The following is a 16,959-nucleotide window of genomic DNA, read 5'->3' as shown; positions in this document are numbered from 1 at the left end:
GTCTGCCGGGCAGCGGATATTCGCAAGCAAGCCGCCGCAGCGTACCTCAGCGGGCAAGCCAGCGGCTGCTGGCGCAGGTCTTCAAGCCAAAAAGAGGAGTCCGTCATGGGTATCGAGCAGAAAGTCGCCATCATCACCGGTGCATCACAGGGTATCGGCGCCGCCCTGGTGCAGGGTTTTCGCGATCGCAACTATCGTGTCGTCGCAACGGCGCGCTCCATCAAGCCGTCGGGCGACGATGACGTCCTCGCCGTCGCGGGCGACATCGCCGACCGGTCCACCGCCGAGCGCGTGGTGTCGCAGGCGATCGCCCGCTTCGGCCGCGTCGACACGCTGGTCAACAATGCCGGCATCTTCGTCGCCAAGCCCTTCACGCAGTACACGGCCGAAGATTATGCGGCGGTGATGGGCACCAACGTCGCGGGCTTCTTCAACATCACGCAGCTCGCCATTGCCGAGATGGAGAAGCAGGGATCCGGCCACGTGGTCCAGATCACGACCACACTGGTCGACCACGCCAATTCGAACGTGCCCTCGGTACTGGCCTCGCTGAGCAAGGGCGGGCTGAACTCCGCGACCAAATCGCTCGCGATCGAATACGCCAGGCGCGGCATCCGCGTAAATGCTGTGTCGCCCGGCATCATCAAGTCGCCGATGCACGCCGTCGCGACGCATGCGCAGTACGGCGCGATGCATCCCCTGGGCCACATGGGCGAGATGTCCGACATCGTCGATGCCGTGCTCTATCTCGAACGTGCCTCCTTCGTCACCGGCGAGATCCTGCATGTCGACGGCGGCCAGAGCGCCGGCCACTGAGCCGAGGAGAAAGACAATGCCCATCGTCACCATTCAAGTGACCCGCGAGGGAACGACGCCGGGTGCGGCGTCGCTCACGGCGGAGGAGAAGGCGGCGCTGATCAAGGGTTCGAGCCAGCTCCTGCTGGACGTGCTCGGCAAGCCGCTCGAGTCCACTTTCGTGGTGATCGAGGAAGTCGACACCGACAATTGGGGCTGGGGCGGCCTGCCCGTGCAGGAATTCCGGCGCCGCCGCGCCGCCCAGACAGGATGATCCGCGCGCTGTCGCGCGCAGGAGGATGACATGACCAACACAGATTCGAAGCGACACGTCGAGACCCGGCCGCAGCAGCGGCCGGGATCGGCGTCACAACAAACATCCTCACAGCAAACCTGGCGATACGCCGTGGCGGGTTTGTCCGCATCGCTGGTCGGGCTCGGCCTCGCCCGCTTTTCCTATACGCCGCTGATCCCGGCGCTGATCGCAGCAAAGTGGTTCAGCGCCTCCGATGTCGTCTATCTCGGCGCTGCGAACCTCGCCGGCTATCTCGCCGGCGCGCTCGCGGCACGCGCCGTCGCCAGCAAAGTCGGCGCAGTCCGTGCGCTGCGGGCGATGATGCTGCTCGCCACCCTCTCCTTCTTTGCGAGCTCAGCCCCGGTGTCGTTCACCTGGTTCTTCGGCTGGCGCTTCCTGTCGGGGCTCACCGGCGGCATCATCATGGTGCTGGCGGCCTCCGTCGTTCTTCCACACACCTCGCCCGCAAAGCGCGGCATCGTCGGCGGCGTGATTTTTTCCGGCGTCGGGCTCGGCGTCGCAGCATCGGGCACGCTGGTGCCGCTGCTATTGCAACAGGGTTTGCAGCAGAGCTGGTATGGTCTCGGTGTGCTCGCGGCCGTGCTGACGCTCGCGAGCTGGTGGAACTGGCCTGCGGAAACCAAAGGTGATGCCGCGCCTTCGCACCAGGCGAAGCCGCATCGCACCTCGTTCGCCGCCCGTGCGCTGCTCGTTCAGTATGGTCTCAACGCCGTGGCGCTGGTGCCGCATATGGTCTTCATCGTGGATTTCGTGGCGCGAGGCCTCGGACAGGGCATCGCCGCGGGATCGCGCTACTGGGTGCTGTACGGCCTCGGCGCGATCGTCGGCCCGCTCGTCACCGGCCATCTCGGCGACCGCTCAGGTTTTGGTCCCGCCCTGCGTGCGGCGTTCCTGATCGAGGCGGCGGCCGTGCTGCTCCCGACCGTCAGCACCGCGCCGCTCTCCCTGATTGTGTCGAGCGTCGTGGTCGGCGGCTTCACGCCGGGCATCGTGCCGCTGGTGCTCGGACGCATCCATGAGCTCGTGCCTCATTCGACCGAGCAGCAACGCGCGACCTGGAGCCATGCCACCACCAGCTTCGCGCTGTTCCAGGCGGCCGCGGCCTACGGCTTCTCCTGGATCTACGCGCAAACCGGCGGAGACTATCTGGTCCTGTTCGGCCTCGGTGGCGGCGCGGTGGTGCTGGCACTGGCGATCGATCTCGGCCTCGCCCTGATCGTCCCGCGCAGATCCTGAGCGCGATGATGGCAGGCGAGCGGCATTACCCGGCACTGGGCTTCGTCATGCTTTGAGCAAGCGACCTCAGCAACTCGGTTTGCCTCAGGACCAACTCACATTGCTTTCGCGCATGCGTGCCCGACAGCTCAACCAACTCCGCCAGCGTTTTTGCACGGCCTAGCTCCCGCGCATACTCCAAGGTCGCGCCCGCATTGACCTTCATCAGTTCGAGCACGACGGTGCGACACTCGGCTGCCGTTCCAATCACGTCGATGAGGTCGCTTTCCGCGACGACGGTTCCATTGGCCTCTGATGTCACACCGGCCAGCCGTGACTTTGCGAGGTCATTGGCGTAGTTGAGCGCAGCGCTCATGCCGTCCAAGGCGCGGGCTTGATACTCCTTGGCCATGTCCACGATGAGATCAGTGGTGGTACTGCTCGGAGGTTCAGGTCTTGCAACGATAACGGTGGCCGCTTCTTGTACCGGAACAGTCATCGCAGCAGGCGCTGCTTGCGCGATCTGCGGCGCATCCTGGGGGAAGACGGCGACCGAGCCCGGCGGCATGGCCAAGCCCTCGTCGACCGCCCGGCTCACTTCCGCCGCCAGTTCCAGCAGCGAGCGACGCCCGGCGCGGGCAGCGTCAGCAGGCAGCTTTGAGCGCGCCTTTCCCATAATCATCCGACTCCTCGGCCAAGTGCGCCGCGATCCAACCCCACAAACTGACAATTTCGTCCGAAGCTTTGCCCGCCGGTGCGAACTCGGTCACGCCCAACCCTGTTCCGAGCGCATCCTGGTGATCGTTACGCTGCGCAACAAACGGAAGCGCAAGCACACCGAGCGAGCTTAGCGATGTGGCAGCCTCGCTCAGCCGGCCTCCCCGCGTCGGCGTCTGATTGAGGATGAAGGCAAATCGCCGGTTGAGCCTGCGAATGGCGATCAGTGTAGGGATTGCGGCTTCGATATCGGCCGGGCTCGGGCGCGCCGGGATGAGACAGAGATCGGCGCAGGCGATGACGCGCATCGCCAGGCTGTTGGTCGTGGCAGCTGTGTCGATTATGGCAAGCCAGGCGCCTTCGGCCCTCAGGCGCGCGATCAACGGTTCGATCTCGGCAGGATCGGTTACGCGCTCGACGCGAGGATAGGGCTTCTCGCGGCGCTCTTTCCATTTCGAGATCGTACCTTGCGCGTCCGCCTCGATGAGAGCGACGCGCTCCGAGCGCTGCATTGCTGCCACCGCCAGTCCAACGGACAGCGTACTCTTGCCGCTTCCGCCTTTTTGCGTGACCAGGGCAAGGACGTGCATGTCCCGCGCTCCCTCAAGACGGCAACGACGCGGAACTCAGACGTCGTCGGAAATAAACTTCTTGCAGCGCAAAAACACTACCGCAAGTCGCGATTCGTCTCAAGCGAACGCGAGACTATGCCGTATCCTACTCGGCAAGCTCAGGAATACTGCATCACGCCGTCGTCGATCCGGCCAAAGCGTAAGGAGACGATGTCGACCGCGTAGTTCTGGTACAGCCGCCACGGCCGCTTCGAGCCTTGCTTGGGCATTTTCGTGACCGAGCGCTGCACGTAGCCGGAGGTGAAATCGAGCGAGGGCTGCGCGGTGATCTCGGGATCGTCATTGTGCGGCATGCATTGTCGGAAATTGTGCCGGTCCATGTAGTTGATGAGCCGGCAGACATATTCGCAGGTGAGATCGCATTTCAGCGTCCAGGACGCGTTGGTGTAGCCGAAGGCCGAGGCCATGTTCGGCACGTCGGCATACATCATGCCCTTGTAGGTCAGCGTCTTGGCGAAATCGACGGTGCGGCCGTCGACGCTGACCTCGAGACCGCCGACGACCTGGAGCACCAGCCCCGTCGCTGTCACGATGATATCGGCGACGAGCTCGCTGCCGTCCTTGAGACGAATACCGTTGCGCGTAAACGTATCGATCTCGTTGGTGACGACGGCGGCACGCTTTTCGCGGATCGCCTTGAAGAGATCGCCGTCGGGAACGAGACACAGACGCTGGTCCCAGGGATTGTAGCGTGGCGTGAAATGGGTCGCGACGTCGTAGTCGGGCCCGAGTGCCATCTGTACGCCCTTGAGGATGAGGTCCTTCACCTTCGCGGGCCTGCGCCGGCTGAGCTGGAAGAAGAACATCCCCCACATCACGTTGCGCCAGCGGATCAGATGATAGGCAAGCTGCGCCGGCAGATTGCGGCGCAGCTTGTTGGCGAGCGGATCCTGCGCCGGGCGCGACACCACATAGGTCGGCGAGCGCTGCAGCATGGTGACCTGCGCCGCCTTCTTGGCAAGCTCCGGCACCAGCGTCACCGCAGTCGCGCCCGACCCGATCACGACGACCCGCTTGCCCGCGTAGTCGATGTCCTCGGTCCATTTCTGCGGATGCACGATGCGGCCGGCGAAATCAGCCGCCCCCTTGAACTCCGGCGTGTAGCCAGCTTCGTATTTGTAGTAGCCCGAGCACATGAACAGGAAATTGCAGGTGAAGCGCACCAGCTCGGTCGCGCCCTCACCCGTGATACGCTCGGCCTCGACGGTCCAGCGTGCCTCCGGCGTCGACCACGCCGCGCTCTTGACGCGGTGGCGGAAACGAATGTGCCTGTCGATGCCGTTCTCGCTAGCGGTCTCGCGCACATAGTTGAGGATCTGCGGCCCGTCGGCGATCGCTTTCGGATCGGTCCACGGCTTGAACGAATAGCCGAGCGTGAACATGTCGCTGTCGGAGCGGATGCCGGGGTAGCGGAATAGATCCCAGGTGCCGCCGATGCAGTCGCGCCCCTCCAGGATAACGTAGCTCTTGGTGGGGCACCTGCTCTGCAAATGATAGCCCGCGCCGATGCCGGACAAGCCCGCGCCGACGATCAGCACATCGAAATGTTCTTGTTGCATGGTTTCCTCCGCGAAGGAGGATTGTCCGCCCGCCGCCGCTGGCCGTCAATTGGCAATCGGCTGTGCCGCAACTGCAAAGCGAGTTGAATTCCATGCGCCGAAACAACAAAGCCCCGGATCGCTCCGGGGCTTTGCGTCGATGGTCGGTCGAACCAGCAGATCAGTAGCGGTAGTGGTCCGACTTGTACGGACCTTCCTGCTTCACGCCGATGTAGTCGGCCTGGTCCTTGCGCAGCTCGGTGAGCTTGACGCCGATCTTGGCGAGGTGCAGGCGGGCGACCTTCTCGTCGAGGGTCTTCGGCAGCACGTAGACTTCCTTCTTGTACTTGCCGTCGTTGTTGTTGGCGAACAGCTCGATCTGCGCCAGCGTCTGGTTGGTGAAGGACGCCGACATCACGAAGGACGGATGGCCCATCGCGTTGCCGAGGTTCACGAGGCGCCCCTCGGACAGCATGATGATGCGGTGCTTGTCGGGGAACTCGATCTCGTCGACCTGCGGCTTGATGTTGGTCCACTTCAGATTGCGCAGAGACGCGATCTGGATCTCGTTGTCGAAGTGACCGATGTTGCAGACGATGGCGCGATCCTTCATCGCGCGCATGTGGTCGATGGTGATGATGTCCTTGTTGCCGGTCGCGGTGACGAAGATGTCGGCGCGGGGCGCGGCGTCTTCCATGGTCACGACCTCGTAGCCTTCCATCGCGGCCTGCAGCGCGCAGATCGGATCGACCTCCGACACCATGACGCGGCAGCCGGCCTGGCGCAGCGAGGCGGCCGAGCCCTTGCCGACGTCGCCGAAGCCGGCAACCATCGCGACCTTGCCCGACAGCATCACGTCGGTGCCGCGGCGGATGCCGTCGACCAGCGATTCACGGCAGCCATAGAGGTTGTCGAATTTCGACTTGGTGACGCTGTCGTTGACGTTGATGGCCGGCCACAACAGCGTGCCCGCCTTCTGCATGTCATAGAGACGATGCACGCCCGTGGTGGTCTCTTCGGACACGCCCTTGATGCTCTTGGCGATCGCGGCGAAGTAGCCCTTCGGCTTTTCCTTGAGCTGCTTCTTGAGAAGCGCGAAGAAGACTTCCTCTTCCTCGGAGCCGGGCTTGTCGAGGAAGGCGGTGTCGCCGTTCTCGGCGCGCAGACCGAGATGGACGTACATGGTGGCATCGCCGCCGTCATCGAGGATCATGTTCGGGTGACCGCCGCCGTGCCAGTCGAACAGCTTTGCAGTGTAGTCCCAGTACTCGGTCAGCGTCTCACCCTTGACGGCGAAGACGGGAATGCCGGCGGCCGCGATCGCGGCAGCGGCGTGATCCTGCGTCGAATAGATGTTGCAGGAGACCCAGCGGATGTCGGCGCCGAGCGCGGCCAGCGTCTCGATCAGCACGCCGGTCTGGATCGTCATGTGCAGGGAGCCTGCGATGCGCGCGCCCTTCAGCGGCTGCTTCGGCCCGAACTCCTCGCGGGTGGCCATCAGGCCGGGCATCTCGGTCTCGGCCAGCGAGAGCTCCTTGCGGCCGAAATCGGCGAGCGAAATGTCCTTGACGATGTAATCGGTGAAGCCGGGCTTCGCGTTCATGTCTGTTTCCTAATCAGTAAGGGCTGGCGTGTCAGTACCAAGGCAAGCTGAACGCTATGTGGCACCATTTCTCCCTCTCCCCGTTCTTACGGGGAGAGGGCCGGGGTGAGGGGCTCCATCCAAGCACCGAGCTTGCGGAGAGTCCCCCTCACCCGCCGCTTCGCGGCGACCTCTCCCCGTAGCGGGGCGAGGTAAGAGCATTAGAGCGCGCGCTTCAGCTGCTCGACGAGATCGGTCTTCTCCCAGGAGAAGCCGCCCTCGTTGTCGGGCGTGCGGCCGAAATGGCCGTAGGCCGAGGTGCGCGCGTAGATCGGGCGGTTGAGGTCGAGATGGCTGCGGATGCCGCGCGGGGTGAGGTCCATCGCCTTGGCGGCGGCCTTCTCGAGCTGGTCCTCCGACACCTTACCGGTGCCGTGGGTGTCGATGTAGATCGACAGCGGGCGCGCCACGCCGATGGCGTAGGCGAGCTGCAGCGTGCAGCGGTCGGCAAGACCGGCGGCGACGATGTTCTTGGCGACGTAGCGCGCCGCGTAAGCCGCCGAACGGTCGACCTTGGTCGGATCCTTGCCAGAGAACGCGCCGCCGCCGTGCGGGGCCGCGCCGCCATAGGTGTCGACGATGATCTTGCGGCCGGTCAGGCCGGAGTCGCCGTCGGGACCGCCGATGTAGAACTTGCCGGTCGGGTTGATGTGCCAGATGGTCTTCGGCGTGATCCAGTCCTTCGGCAGCGCCTCGCGCACGTACGGCTCGACGATCTCGCGGACCTGGTTCGAGCTGAGATCCGGAACCAGATGCTGGTGCGAGACCACGATCTCGCGCACGCCGACCGGCTTGCCGTTCTCGTACTGGACGGTGACCTGGCTCTTGGAGTCCGGACCGAGCACCTTCTCCTTGCCGGAGTGACGGGCTTCGGAGATCAGGCGCAGGATCTTGTGAGCGTAGAAGATCGGTGCCGGCATCAGGTCCGGCGTCTCGTTGGTGGCGTAACCGAACATGATGCCCTGGTCGCCGGCGCCCTCTTCCTTGACCTCGCCCGGCTGCAGCGCATCGACGCCCTGGGCGATGTCGGCCGACTGCGGATGCAGCAGGATCTCGATGTCGGCAGTCTTCCAGTGGAAGCCTTCCTGCTCGTAGCCGATGTCCTTGATCGCCGCGCGCACGACGCTCTCGATCTGCTCGTTGGTGACGGACTTCGGACCGCGGGTCTCGCCTGCGATCACGACCTTGTTGGTGGTCGCGAGCGTCTCGCAGGCGGCACGGATCTGCCACGGGTCGATGCCGGCTTTCGGCCCCTCGCGGTAGAACAGATCGACGATTTCATCGGAGATCCGGTCGCAGACCTTGTCCGGATGGCCCTCGGACACGGACTCGCTGGTGAAGAGATAGGACGCGCGCATCAAGTAACCCCTTGTTCCGCCAGTCGACGGCGGTTCGTTTGCGATGTTTGCCGTTGGATTGTGTCAATCACGCCGGCGCGAGATGACGTAGGATTCGTCAAGAAACCAGAGGCCGTTGTACTTTCTCAGCACGTCCCTGGCGGCATCCAGAGTGCGGCCGTTTTGAGTCATTTCTGTCAACCGGTCGTCCTCGATCTGAGCGACATACACCGCCGCATTCCACGCTGCAAAGGCCGTCGAGGTTCCGATATTGCCGGTAACCTCGTTGGGCAGAGCTTCCATATCATACCTGAAGATCGAGCGGTTATCAGCATAAGCATTAAAATTTAAGTCGCGGCCCAACGACCCAAGCTCGTACTTCACGGCGCGCAATAGCTCATGACGGCTCACCGAGAAAGGATTTTCTCCGGGCCAGATCGCCTGGATCATTTCCATGCCCGGATCCTGGCCATGGGAGTGGATACCGATCAGCCGTCCACCCGGCCGCAGGGCGCGCGCCAGGGGTGCAATGATCCGCTTTGCCCGGAAATTGACCGAGGACAGCGCACGGTAGGGCTGGGATGCGATGACGAGGTCGAAATTGGCCTCGGTCTGGCCCGGCCGCGGAATGGTCGAATCCAGCAGGAATCTATGGTCCTCGCGATAGAGCACGAGGACGACCGGGCGCTCGTAGAGCGGCATGGCTGTGCGGGGACTGATCGCGGCGCGCCAGTTCTGCTCCAGGAACGGCCGCAGCTCGGCGATCTGCTGCTCGAACTCGCCCGATGATGCGCCCCGCAGCGGGACCTCGTGCCAGACGGTGGCGGCTGCCGCCGCGGGCGAGGCCGGGGTCAGCCAGGGCGCCTCCGAATAGAACATGTTGGTGAAGACGAAAACCGACGCCGGATGCTCGAAAATGCGATCCGGCACCCTCTCGAGCGTCAGCCGCAGGTCCTCGAGGCTGAGCTCCTTGCCGGCCACATAGAACGGCATATGCGGGTAGCGCTGATGTGTCGCGCGCAGCACCCGTGCCAGCACCGTGCCGTCGCCAACGCCGGCGTCGAAAATGCGCAGCGCCGGCGGGCGCGGATGGATGGCGGAAAGCTCCAGCGCGACCCGGTCCGCGATCACCCGCTTTTCGCTGCAGGTGTGGACGAACAGCAGATATTTCTGCCGGTTCTCGAAGAAGCGGAAATTGCCGCGGGGATCGCGCTTCTCGGGCGGCACCTGAAGCCCCCGCGGCGGCGGCAGGCCGCCGGTCGTCGATGCGGCGATATAGGCCTGGATCCGCTCCAGCGTGTCGATGGTGATGCGCTTGCCCTCGCGCAGGCGCTGCACGAGCTTCCCATCGTTCACCGCACGCCGGCCAAACGTCGATTCCGCCATGCCTGCCTTGCGGCAGAACTCGATGATTTGGCTCAGGATTTCGTCGTTCTTCATGGATGGGAGAGCGGTGGGCAGAAGAGTTGGGACCAACTTCCTAGCAAATTCTGCCCACTCAGGAAATCCCTTCTGGAATTTCTCTACATCCGCCTTCTGCGGGCCCGCCCTGTGCTCCAGGAAGACACCCTCATCGTGTGTTTGGCCGCGCCCACACTTGTCGGTATAGATGGCGAAAGGGAATGTTCAGGGCAGCATATGTTGAGGTTGTTTTGGCTCGCCGCGTGTCTGCTGGCGGCGTTATCGGGCGGCGCACGCGCAGGTTACCTGGATGAGAACCCGGACGAACTATTTGCATCCGTCTATGACAAGATCGGCGCCCTGCCCGTCGCGGCCGCACGCGACCCATATGTCTGGCTGCGACTGGAAGAGCTGAAGCGCGAGCCATGCGATCAGAAAAGCATCAGCGATCTCGCGCTGATGCTGGACAAGCTCGGCTACCGGCGACAGGCCGCTGACGGGCTCTACAAGTTCGTCATGAATTGCGGCGCGCCGATCACGGCGCTGCATCGCTCGATCAACATCTACCTCAAGCTCACGGACTATCCTCGAGCTGTGGAAGTCGGCGACGAGTTCATGCGACGCGCTCCGAGCAATCACGACGCGCATTACCTGCGCGGTGTCGCGCTCGAAGGCCTGCAGGACTATCGCCGTGCGCTGGCCGATTATTCCGACGCCATCGAGCTCTATGGCGCGGACAAGAAATCGATCTCGAGCCGCGTCTTCCTGCGCATGGCGGGCGCCTATGCCGCTCTGAAGCAGTTCTGTGAGGCGACGGCCCCGATCAACCGCTGGGTCGCGCTGGATCCGGCGACGCGCGACAACAGCCGGACCCAAAAGATGATCGCCGACTACGAGCGGCAGGGCAATTGCGTCTCGTCGACCGAGGCCCGCAAGGAAAGCTTCCCGATGCACGGGCCGAAGGGCATCGTCACTGTGAAAGCCGAGATCAATGGCGTGCGCGGACTGTTCGTCCTCGACACCGGCGCGAGCTATGTGTCGGTGAAATCGGCGTTCGCAAGCAAGGCCAAGATAGCGGACGGCGGCTCCAGCGACATCACGCTGGTCACAGCCAACGGGGAAGCGAAGGCAAAACTCTCCAAAGCCGACAAGGTCCTGCTGGGCAAGCTCGAAGCGGCCAACGTACCTGTCGCGGTCCTCGGCGGCGACGACAAGGGTTTTGGCGCGGGGGTCGACGGCCTCCTCGGCATGAGCTTCCTGTCCCGGTTCGAGGTCCAGATGGCGAGCGGATCGATCGAGATCCGCACCCGCCAACCCAGGAAATAACGTTGCAGACGGTCACGCCGTGAACCCGAAAAGCGGCGCGGACGACCAAGAGCAGACACTCCCATCAAATCGCCGCAGCCGAGGTCTCCTTGCGCCGTCTGCTCCTGGTCCTCCCTGCCTTGCTCGCCGCCATGCTCTGGTGCGCGCCGGTCTACGCGCAGGCGCGCAACCAGCTCGGGCCGCTCTGCACCACCGAGACCACGCCGGCGGACCAGATGGTCGACGCCTGCACCAAGATCATCGCGCTGAAGGTCTTCAAGGGCGGGCAGCTCGCGACCGTGTATTTCTGGCGCGCCGTGGGCTGGAACAAGAAGGGCGACTACGCCAAGGTCATCGCTGATGCCACCGAAGCGATCCGGCTGCAGCCGAGCCAGGCGGTCTACAATCTCCGGGGCTCGGCCTATTACGACAAGGGCGACTACGACATCGCGATCGCCGATTTCGACGATGCGCTGAAGCTCGGCCCGCCCAGCGGCATCATCTTCCACAATCGCGGAAATGCCTGGCGCGGCAAGCGCGATTACGCCAAGGCGATCGCCGACTACGATGCCGCAATCAAGGCCGATCCGAAATCGGCGTTCTCGCTCCAGAACCGCGGCATCTCGAAGGAAGCCCTCGGCGATCTCGACGGCGCGCTCGCGGACATCAACCAGGCGATCCGGCTCGACCCGTCGCTGCCGCAGCCGCTGATCAACCGCACCGCGATCTGGCGCGCCAGGGGCGATTTCGATCGCGCCATCGCCGACGGGAGCGAGGCGATCCGGCTCGCCAAGGACAAGCCCCCGGTCAACATCATGACGCCGCCGAACAGCGTGCTGATCTCGGGCTACATCCATCGCGCGCTTGCCTATGAGGCCAAGGGCGACTACGCCCACGCCCGCGAGGACTACAAGGCGACGCTCGCGATCGTGGCGTCCGATGCCGGCAGCAAGGCCAACCAGGCCACCGCAAAGGTGCGACTGTCACTGGTGACGGATGCGGCCGCGCCGATCCCGCGCGATGCGCCTTCCCCCGCGACGCAGCCGGCGGCATCCCCTGCCCCGCAGCAGACCGGCGCGGCACCTCTCCCCTCGCCCGCTCCCGCCGGTCGCGGCACGCGCATGGCGCTGATCATCGGCAACGGCGCCTATGCGCATGTGAAGGCGCTGCCCAATCCGCCCAACGATGCGCGCGCGGTCGCCAAAAGCCTGCGCGACATCGGCTTCACCGTGTCGGAGGGCGTCGATCTCGATCGCGCGGCGATGCAGAAGATGACGCGCGACTTTCTGCGCGAGGCCGCGCGGGCGCAAGTGGCATTGGTCTACTACGCCGGTCACGGCGTGCAGGTCGACGGCCGCAACTATCTCATTCCCGTCGACGTCGAGCTCAAGCCCGGCACGGGGATGACCGAGGCGATGATCGACATGGACACGATCATGGCCGGCCTCGACGACCAGGTCCGCACCAACATTTTGATCTTCGATGCCTGCCGCAACAATCCGATGGCGCAGCAGGTGGCGAGCGCCGGCACCAATCGCGGCATTGAGGGGGCCTCAGGTCTCGCCGCGCCCACGAGCCTGGGCGCCGGCGCAACGCTGGGGGCCGGCACCCTGATCGCTTTCGCCACCGCACCGGGGCAGGTCGCGCTCGACGGCGAAGGCGCCAACTCGCCGTTCTCCGCCGCACTGTCCCGCCATATCGGCACGCCCGGGCTGGAGGTGCAGCAGATGCTCACGCGCGTGCGGGCGGAGGTGGTCTCGAGCACGAAGACCAAGCAGGTTCCGTGGTCGAATTCGTCGCTGCTGGGTGAGGTCTATCTGGCGGAGAAGTGAGGCAAGCTTGCATGGTCCACAGCCCGATGAGTGCACCCGGGAACAAGTAGGCTCGCATATCGCCACGCTCATCCGGTTGCGATTGCGGTTCTAGCGAGGGTGACGACATCAGGCACCAGCGCGCTAAAATTGCAACAGCCCACAAGATAGTCGAACGCAACCTGCGGCTGCTCTGTCCTGCCGCCTATCGTTATCCTACAATACCGGCAACACCAACGCGTTGGTGGACTGGTGGTTGGGGGAACTTGTGGGAAAATTCGTTGCCGCCGTCGGCATCGCCCTGTCTGTCTTATTCGGATCACAACCTGGTTTCTCGCAAGGTGCACAATCGAGCGAGGCGGCGCGCAAGGCGGAGCTTGCCGCCGCGTGGCAGGCAGCCGGCAATGCCGGCGCCGCCGGTCCTGCCGACATTCCGCTGATCGATCAGGCGACTTTGAAAATCCCGACCGGCAACTTCTTCGTGCCGAAAGCCGAGGGGGCACGGGTCATGCGCGCTCTCGGCAATGTCGTGCATGAGGCGACATTCGTCGGTCTCGTGCTCGGCACCCGGCAGAACGACCGGTGGCTGGTCGTGATCAACCACATCAAGGAAGGCTACATCAAAGATGATGCCGCCAAGGACTGGAATGCGGACGACCTCCTGAAGAACCTGAAGGAAGGCGTCGAGGAGTCCAACAAGGACCGCCTCGCCCGCGGATTTCCCGAGATGGAAGTGATCGGCTGGATCGAGCCGCCGAAATACGATGCCGTGTCGCACCGTCTGGTGTGGTCGGTCCTCGGCAAGGACAAGGGCGCGCCGGACAACGCCGAAAAGGACGTCAACTACAACACATACGCTTTGGGGCGCGAAGGCTATTTCAGCCTGAACCTGCTGTCGGACTCGGGCCGGATCGCAACGGACAAGGGAGCGGCTCACGAACTGCTCGCCAACCTCTCCTATCAATCCGGCAAGCGCTACGAGGACTTCAGCGCCTCGACCGACCGTATCGCAGAATACGGCCTGCTCGCCCTGGTCGGCGGCGTCGCCGCCAAGAAGCTCGGCCTGTTTGCGGTGCTGCTTGCCTTTGTGCTCAAGTTCGCCAAGGCCATCATCTTCGGTCTGGCGGTCGCCGGCGCCGGCGTGGCGAAATTCTTCCGTCGCAAGCCGCGCGGCGATTCCGCCGGCGGCACGGCATGAAGACTCTCTTTCTGCTGCTGTTCTCCGGGCTGAAATGGGGAAAGCTCGCTACCAGCGGCGGCACCATGCTGCTGTCGCTCGCGGTCTACGCGACGATCTGGGGCTGGCACTATGCGGCAGGCTTCATCGCACTCCTGTTCGCGCATGAAATGGGACACTACGTCGCCGCGCGCCAGCGCGGCCTCGATGTCGGCGCACCCGCCTTCATTCCGTTCGTCGGTGCGTGGATCGCGCTCAAGGACAAGCCGGTCGACGTCGAGACGGAGGCCTATGTAGCGATTGCGGGGCCTGTGGTCGGCACCGCCGCCGCGCTCGCGGTCTATCTGTGGGCAAGATCGGAAGACAGCGCCCTCCTGCTCGCGATCTCCTATGCGGGACTGTTCCTCAATCTGTTCAATCTGCTGCCGATCTCGCCGCTCGACGGCGGCCGCGTGACGGCCGTCCTCAGTCCGCGAATCTGGTTCGTCGGCGTGCCTATCCTGGTTGCACTGGTGCTGTACCGGCCAAGCCCGATGCTGCTCATCGTGGCAATTCTCGCGGCCCCGCAACTGATCAGCGCGTGGCGATACGATCCGCATGCGCCCGAGAACGTCGCCTATTACGGCGTGCCGCTCCAGACCAAGCTCGAATATGGCAGCGCCTATCTGGCGCTCGCAGCCCTGCTCGCGGTCATGACCTACGATGTCCACGAGATGTTGGGGCCGATGACACGGCAGGGGTAGCCGAGGCAGTATCGTCATGCCGAAAACGTCGACACTGCCGGAGGCCCAGAAGCTCCTGGGTCTGGAGGGGTTGCGCTTCCTTGCAACCGTCGCCGTTCTGCTCTGGCACTATCAGCACTTCGCCTTCGCTGGCGGCCCCCGCATCAATCTCACCAGAAGCGAGCTGCCGTTCTATCAGGCTCTGTTCCCGTTCTACGAGGCCGGCGAATACGGCGTCTGGTTCTTCTGGTGCATCTCGGGCTTCATCTTCTTCTGGAAGTATCGCGCCGTCGTCGCCGATCGCACGATCGATGGCCCGACCTTCTTCGTGTACCGGCTGTCGCGACTCTACCCGCTCCATATCGCGACGCTGGTGCTGGTCGCCGTGCTGCAGCCGGTCTATTTCGCGCAGCATGGCTTCTACTTCGTCTATCAGAACAACGATGTCCCACACTTCATCGCGCAGCTGTTCATGGCGAGCGACTGGTTGCCGCCACGCAGCGAAAGCTTCAACGGACCGATCTGGTCGGTCTCGGTCGAAATCCTGGACTATGCGACCTTCTTCCTGACGCTGCGCTTTGTGACCGCATCCCCGCTGCTCAATCTGGTCGTGATCCTCGCCTCGATCACGTTCGGCACCCAGCTCGGAACCAGCCTGGCTTTCTTCTATGCAGGCGGGGTTGCAGCCATGGCCCGGCAGGCCGTCGCCTTGTCCCGGCATCGACGAATGTTGGAGGCGATAGCCGGGTGCGCCGTCATCGCGGTGCCCGCGGCGCTCTGGCTGGCGGACATCGAGCTCGTCCCGGTCGCAGGACCGCTACTACTGACCTATGCCCCGATCCTGTTGTTCTGCTGCTCGGGCCAGCTCACCTTGCCGCGGCGGATCGAGACATTGCTGGAGGCGGCCGGCAACATGACCTATTCCTGCTATCTCCTGCACTTCCCCATCCAGCTCGTCATCGCGCTTGCCTGCGCTGCCATGCAGCGACCGATTCCCTATGGCAGTCACCTGTTCTGGGCGGCCTACGTGCTGCCGACACTCATTGCCTCGCACCTCACCTATCGCTGGTTCGAGGCGCCGGCGCAGCGGCTGATCCGCAGCACTCTGCTGCGCAAAAGAAAAGCGGGGCGGACAAGTCCGGCCCCGCTCTGATGTCGCCGATCGAGCAGCCCTGATGCATCGCTCACGCGATGGGCTGGCTGCGCCGGATCACTGCCCCCACACTTCCTTGGCAATCTCGACCGCAAGGCTCAGCTTGGCCCACTGCTCCTCCTCGGAGAGGATGTTGCCCTCTTCGGTCGAAGCAAAGCCGCATTGCGGGGACAGCGCGAGCTGCTCCAGCGGCGCGAACTTGGCGGCTTCTTCCAGGCGGCGCTTGATGTCGTCCCTCTTCTCGAGCTCGCCGAACTTCGAGGTGATGACGCCGACCACGACGACCTTGTTGCCCTTGGGCAGGAAGCGCAGCGGCTCGAAGCCGCCGGCGCGGTCGGAATCGTACTCCAGGAAGTAGCCGTCGTAATTGGTGCCGGCGAGCAGGGTCTCGGCCACCGGCTCGTAGCCGCCCGAGGAGATCCAGGTCGAGCGGAAATTGCCGCGGCAGACATGCGTCGTCACCACCATGTCGGCGGGCTTCTCGGCCAGCGCGTAGTTGATGATGCGGGCATAGATCTGCTGCAGGCCGTCCGGATTGTCGCCGCGCTCGCGCGCCTTCTGCAATTCGTCCTGCGAGCAGAGATAGGCCCAGACGGTGTCGTCGAATTGAAGGTAGCGGCAGCCGGCGTCATAGAATGCCTTCACCGCCTTGCGGTAGGTCTTGCCGAGGTCCTCGTAGAAGGCCTCGAGATCGGGATAGACGTCCTTGGAGATCGACTTGCGGCCGCCGCGGAAGTGCAGCACGGCCGGCGAGGGAATCGTCATCTTGGCGGTGACGTGGGCCTGGTCGGCGACCTTCTTCAGGAAGCGGAAATGGTCCAGCATCGGGTGGTCATCGGGGAAGTCGAGCTTGCCGATCACGCGCACCGCGTCGTGACGGGTCTGCACGCCCGTGAACTGAATGCCGGTGTCGGGGTGGAACAGCTCGCAGCCGGTGAGCTTGGCCAGGAAATCGAAATGCCACCAGGAGCGGCGGAATTCGCCGTCGGTGGCGAGCTTCATCCCGAGCGAGGCCTGCTTGTGCACGACCTTCTCGATCTCCATGTCCTCGATCTTGCGCAGATCGTCGGCCGAGATTTCGCCCTTCTCCAGACGGCTGCGGGCTTCCTTGATCTTGGCGGGGCGCAGGAGGCTGCCGACCTCGTCGGCGCGGAAGGGGGCTTTGGTTCGCTGCATTCTTGTTTCTCCCAATTTCAGT

Annotated in this window: 15 protein-coding genes; 8 read left to right on the top strand and 7 right to left on the bottom strand. The window is 64.0% G+C overall.

Annotated features, from left to right (window positions below; all coding sequences use genetic code 11):
• Positions 1–105: 105 nt before the first annotated feature.
• Genes QA649_RS17130 through QA649_RS17120 form a run of 3 tightly spaced genes read left to right on the top strand, consistent with a single transcriptional unit; the run spans position 106 to position 2,347 of the window.
• Positions 106–816: an SDR family oxidoreductase gene (locus QA649_RS17130; RefSeq protein ID WP_283025226.1), complete on the top strand. Its 711-nt coding sequence runs from the start codon at positions 106–108 to the stop codon at positions 814–816.
• Positions 817–832: 16 nt separating this feature from the next.
• Positions 833–1,069 (top strand): 4-oxalocrotonate tautomerase family protein, encoded by a 237-nt coding sequence (locus tag QA649_RS17125; RefSeq protein WP_211403981.1) that lies wholly within the window; start codon positions 833–835, stop codon positions 1,067–1,069.
• A gap of 30 nt (positions 1,070–1,099) precedes the next feature.
• Positions 1,100–2,347 (top strand): MFS transporter, encoded by a 1,248-nt coding sequence (locus tag QA649_RS17120; RefSeq protein ID WP_283025225.1) that lies wholly within the window; start codon positions 1,100–1,102, stop codon positions 2,345–2,347.
• A gap of 25 nt (positions 2,348–2,372) precedes the next feature.
• Here QA649_RS17120 and QA649_RS17115 read toward each other — a convergent pair whose 3' ends face one another.
• The 6 genes from QA649_RS17115 to QA649_RS17090 all read right to left on the bottom strand — a co-directional run bounded on the left by QA649_RS17115 (position 2,373) and on the right by QA649_RS17090 (position 9,632).
• Positions 2,373–3,008 (bottom strand): phasin family protein, encoded by a 636-nt coding sequence (locus QA649_RS17115; RefSeq protein WP_283025224.1) that lies wholly within the window; start codon positions 3,006–3,008, stop codon positions 2,373–2,375.
• Complete coding sequence (locus tag QA649_RS17110) at positions 2,971–3,633, bottom strand: ParA family protein (protein WP_283025223.1); 663 nt, start codon at positions 3,631–3,633, stop codon at positions 2,971–2,973. Before QA649_RS17110 ends, QA649_RS17115 begins: the two co-directional genes overlap by 38 nt.
• Before the next feature lie 140 nt (positions 3,634–3,773).
• Positions 3,774–5,234 (bottom strand): NAD(P)/FAD-dependent oxidoreductase, encoded by a 1,461-nt coding sequence (locus tag QA649_RS17105; RefSeq protein ID WP_283025222.1) that lies wholly within the window; start codon positions 5,232–5,234, stop codon positions 3,774–3,776.
• Positions 5,235–5,394: 160 nt separating this feature from the next.
• On the bottom strand, positions 5,395–6,816 hold the full coding sequence (gene ahcY / locus QA649_RS17100; RefSeq protein ID WP_260389495.1) for an adenosylhomocysteinase: 1,422 nt from the start codon (positions 6,814–6,816) through the stop codon (positions 5,395–5,397).
• A 200-nt stretch (positions 6,817–7,016) separates the two neighbouring features.
• The gene (gene metK, locus QA649_RS17095) at positions 7,017–8,213 is read right to left on the bottom strand and encodes a methionine adenosyltransferase (RefSeq protein ID WP_283025221.1); all 1,197 of its coding nucleotides are present in this window, start codon (positions 8,211–8,213) and stop codon (positions 7,017–7,019) included.
• 63 nt (positions 8,214–8,276) lie between these two features.
• Positions 8,277–9,632, bottom strand: a complete 1,356-nt coding sequence (locus QA649_RS17090) for a hypothetical protein (protein WP_283025220.1) — start codon at positions 9,630–9,632, stop codon at positions 8,277–8,279.
• Here QA649_RS17090 and QA649_RS17085 point away from each other — a divergent pair.
• The 5 genes from QA649_RS17085 (at position 9,606) to QA649_RS17065 (ending at position 15,761) form a co-directional block, all read left to right on the top strand.
• Positions 9,606–10,919, top strand: coding sequence for a retroviral-like aspartic protease family protein (locus tag QA649_RS17085; RefSeq protein WP_283025219.1), 1,314 nt, complete (start codon positions 9,606–9,608; stop codon positions 10,917–10,919). The genes QA649_RS17090 and QA649_RS17085 overlap by 27 nt on opposite strands.
• An 89-nt stretch (positions 10,920–11,008) precedes the next feature.
• The gene (locus QA649_RS17080; protein ID WP_283025218.1) at positions 11,009–12,730 is read left to right on the top strand and encodes a caspase family protein; all 1,722 of its coding nucleotides are present in this window, start codon (positions 11,009–11,011) and stop codon (positions 12,728–12,730) included.
• 247 nt (positions 12,731–12,977) lie between these two features.
• Complete coding sequence (locus QA649_RS17075; RefSeq protein ID WP_283025217.1) at positions 12,978–13,907, top strand: DUF2167 domain-containing protein; 930 nt, start codon at positions 12,978–12,980, stop codon at positions 13,905–13,907.
• Positions 13,904–14,629 carry a site-2 protease family protein gene (locus QA649_RS17070; RefSeq protein WP_283025216.1) on the top strand — a complete coding sequence of 242 codons (726 nt, stop codon included), beginning with the start codon at positions 13,904–13,906 and terminating at the stop codon, positions 14,627–14,629. Before QA649_RS17075 ends, QA649_RS17070 begins: the two co-directional genes overlap by 4 nt.
• Before the next feature lie 16 nt (positions 14,630–14,645).
• A complete protein-coding gene (locus QA649_RS17065; protein WP_283025215.1) occupies positions 14,646–15,761 on the top strand; it encodes an acyltransferase in 1,116 nt (371 codons plus the stop codon).
• A gap of 57 nt (positions 15,762–15,818) precedes the next feature.
• Here the strand turns inward: QA649_RS17065 and QA649_RS17060 are convergent, their stop codons facing one another.
• Positions 15,819–16,937, bottom strand: coding sequence for a cobalamin-independent methionine synthase II family protein (locus tag QA649_RS17060; RefSeq protein ID WP_283025214.1), 1,119 nt, complete (start codon positions 16,935–16,937; stop codon positions 15,819–15,821).
• Positions 16,938–16,959: the final 22 nt, after the last annotated feature.

Source organism: Bradyrhizobium sp. CB1717, assembly GCF_029714325.1.
GTDB lineage: Bacteria > Pseudomonadota > Alphaproteobacteria > Rhizobiales > Xanthobacteraceae > Bradyrhizobium.
The sequence above is the reverse complement of the archived record's forward strand: the minus strand, read 5'-3'. Positions and strand labels throughout refer to the sequence as shown.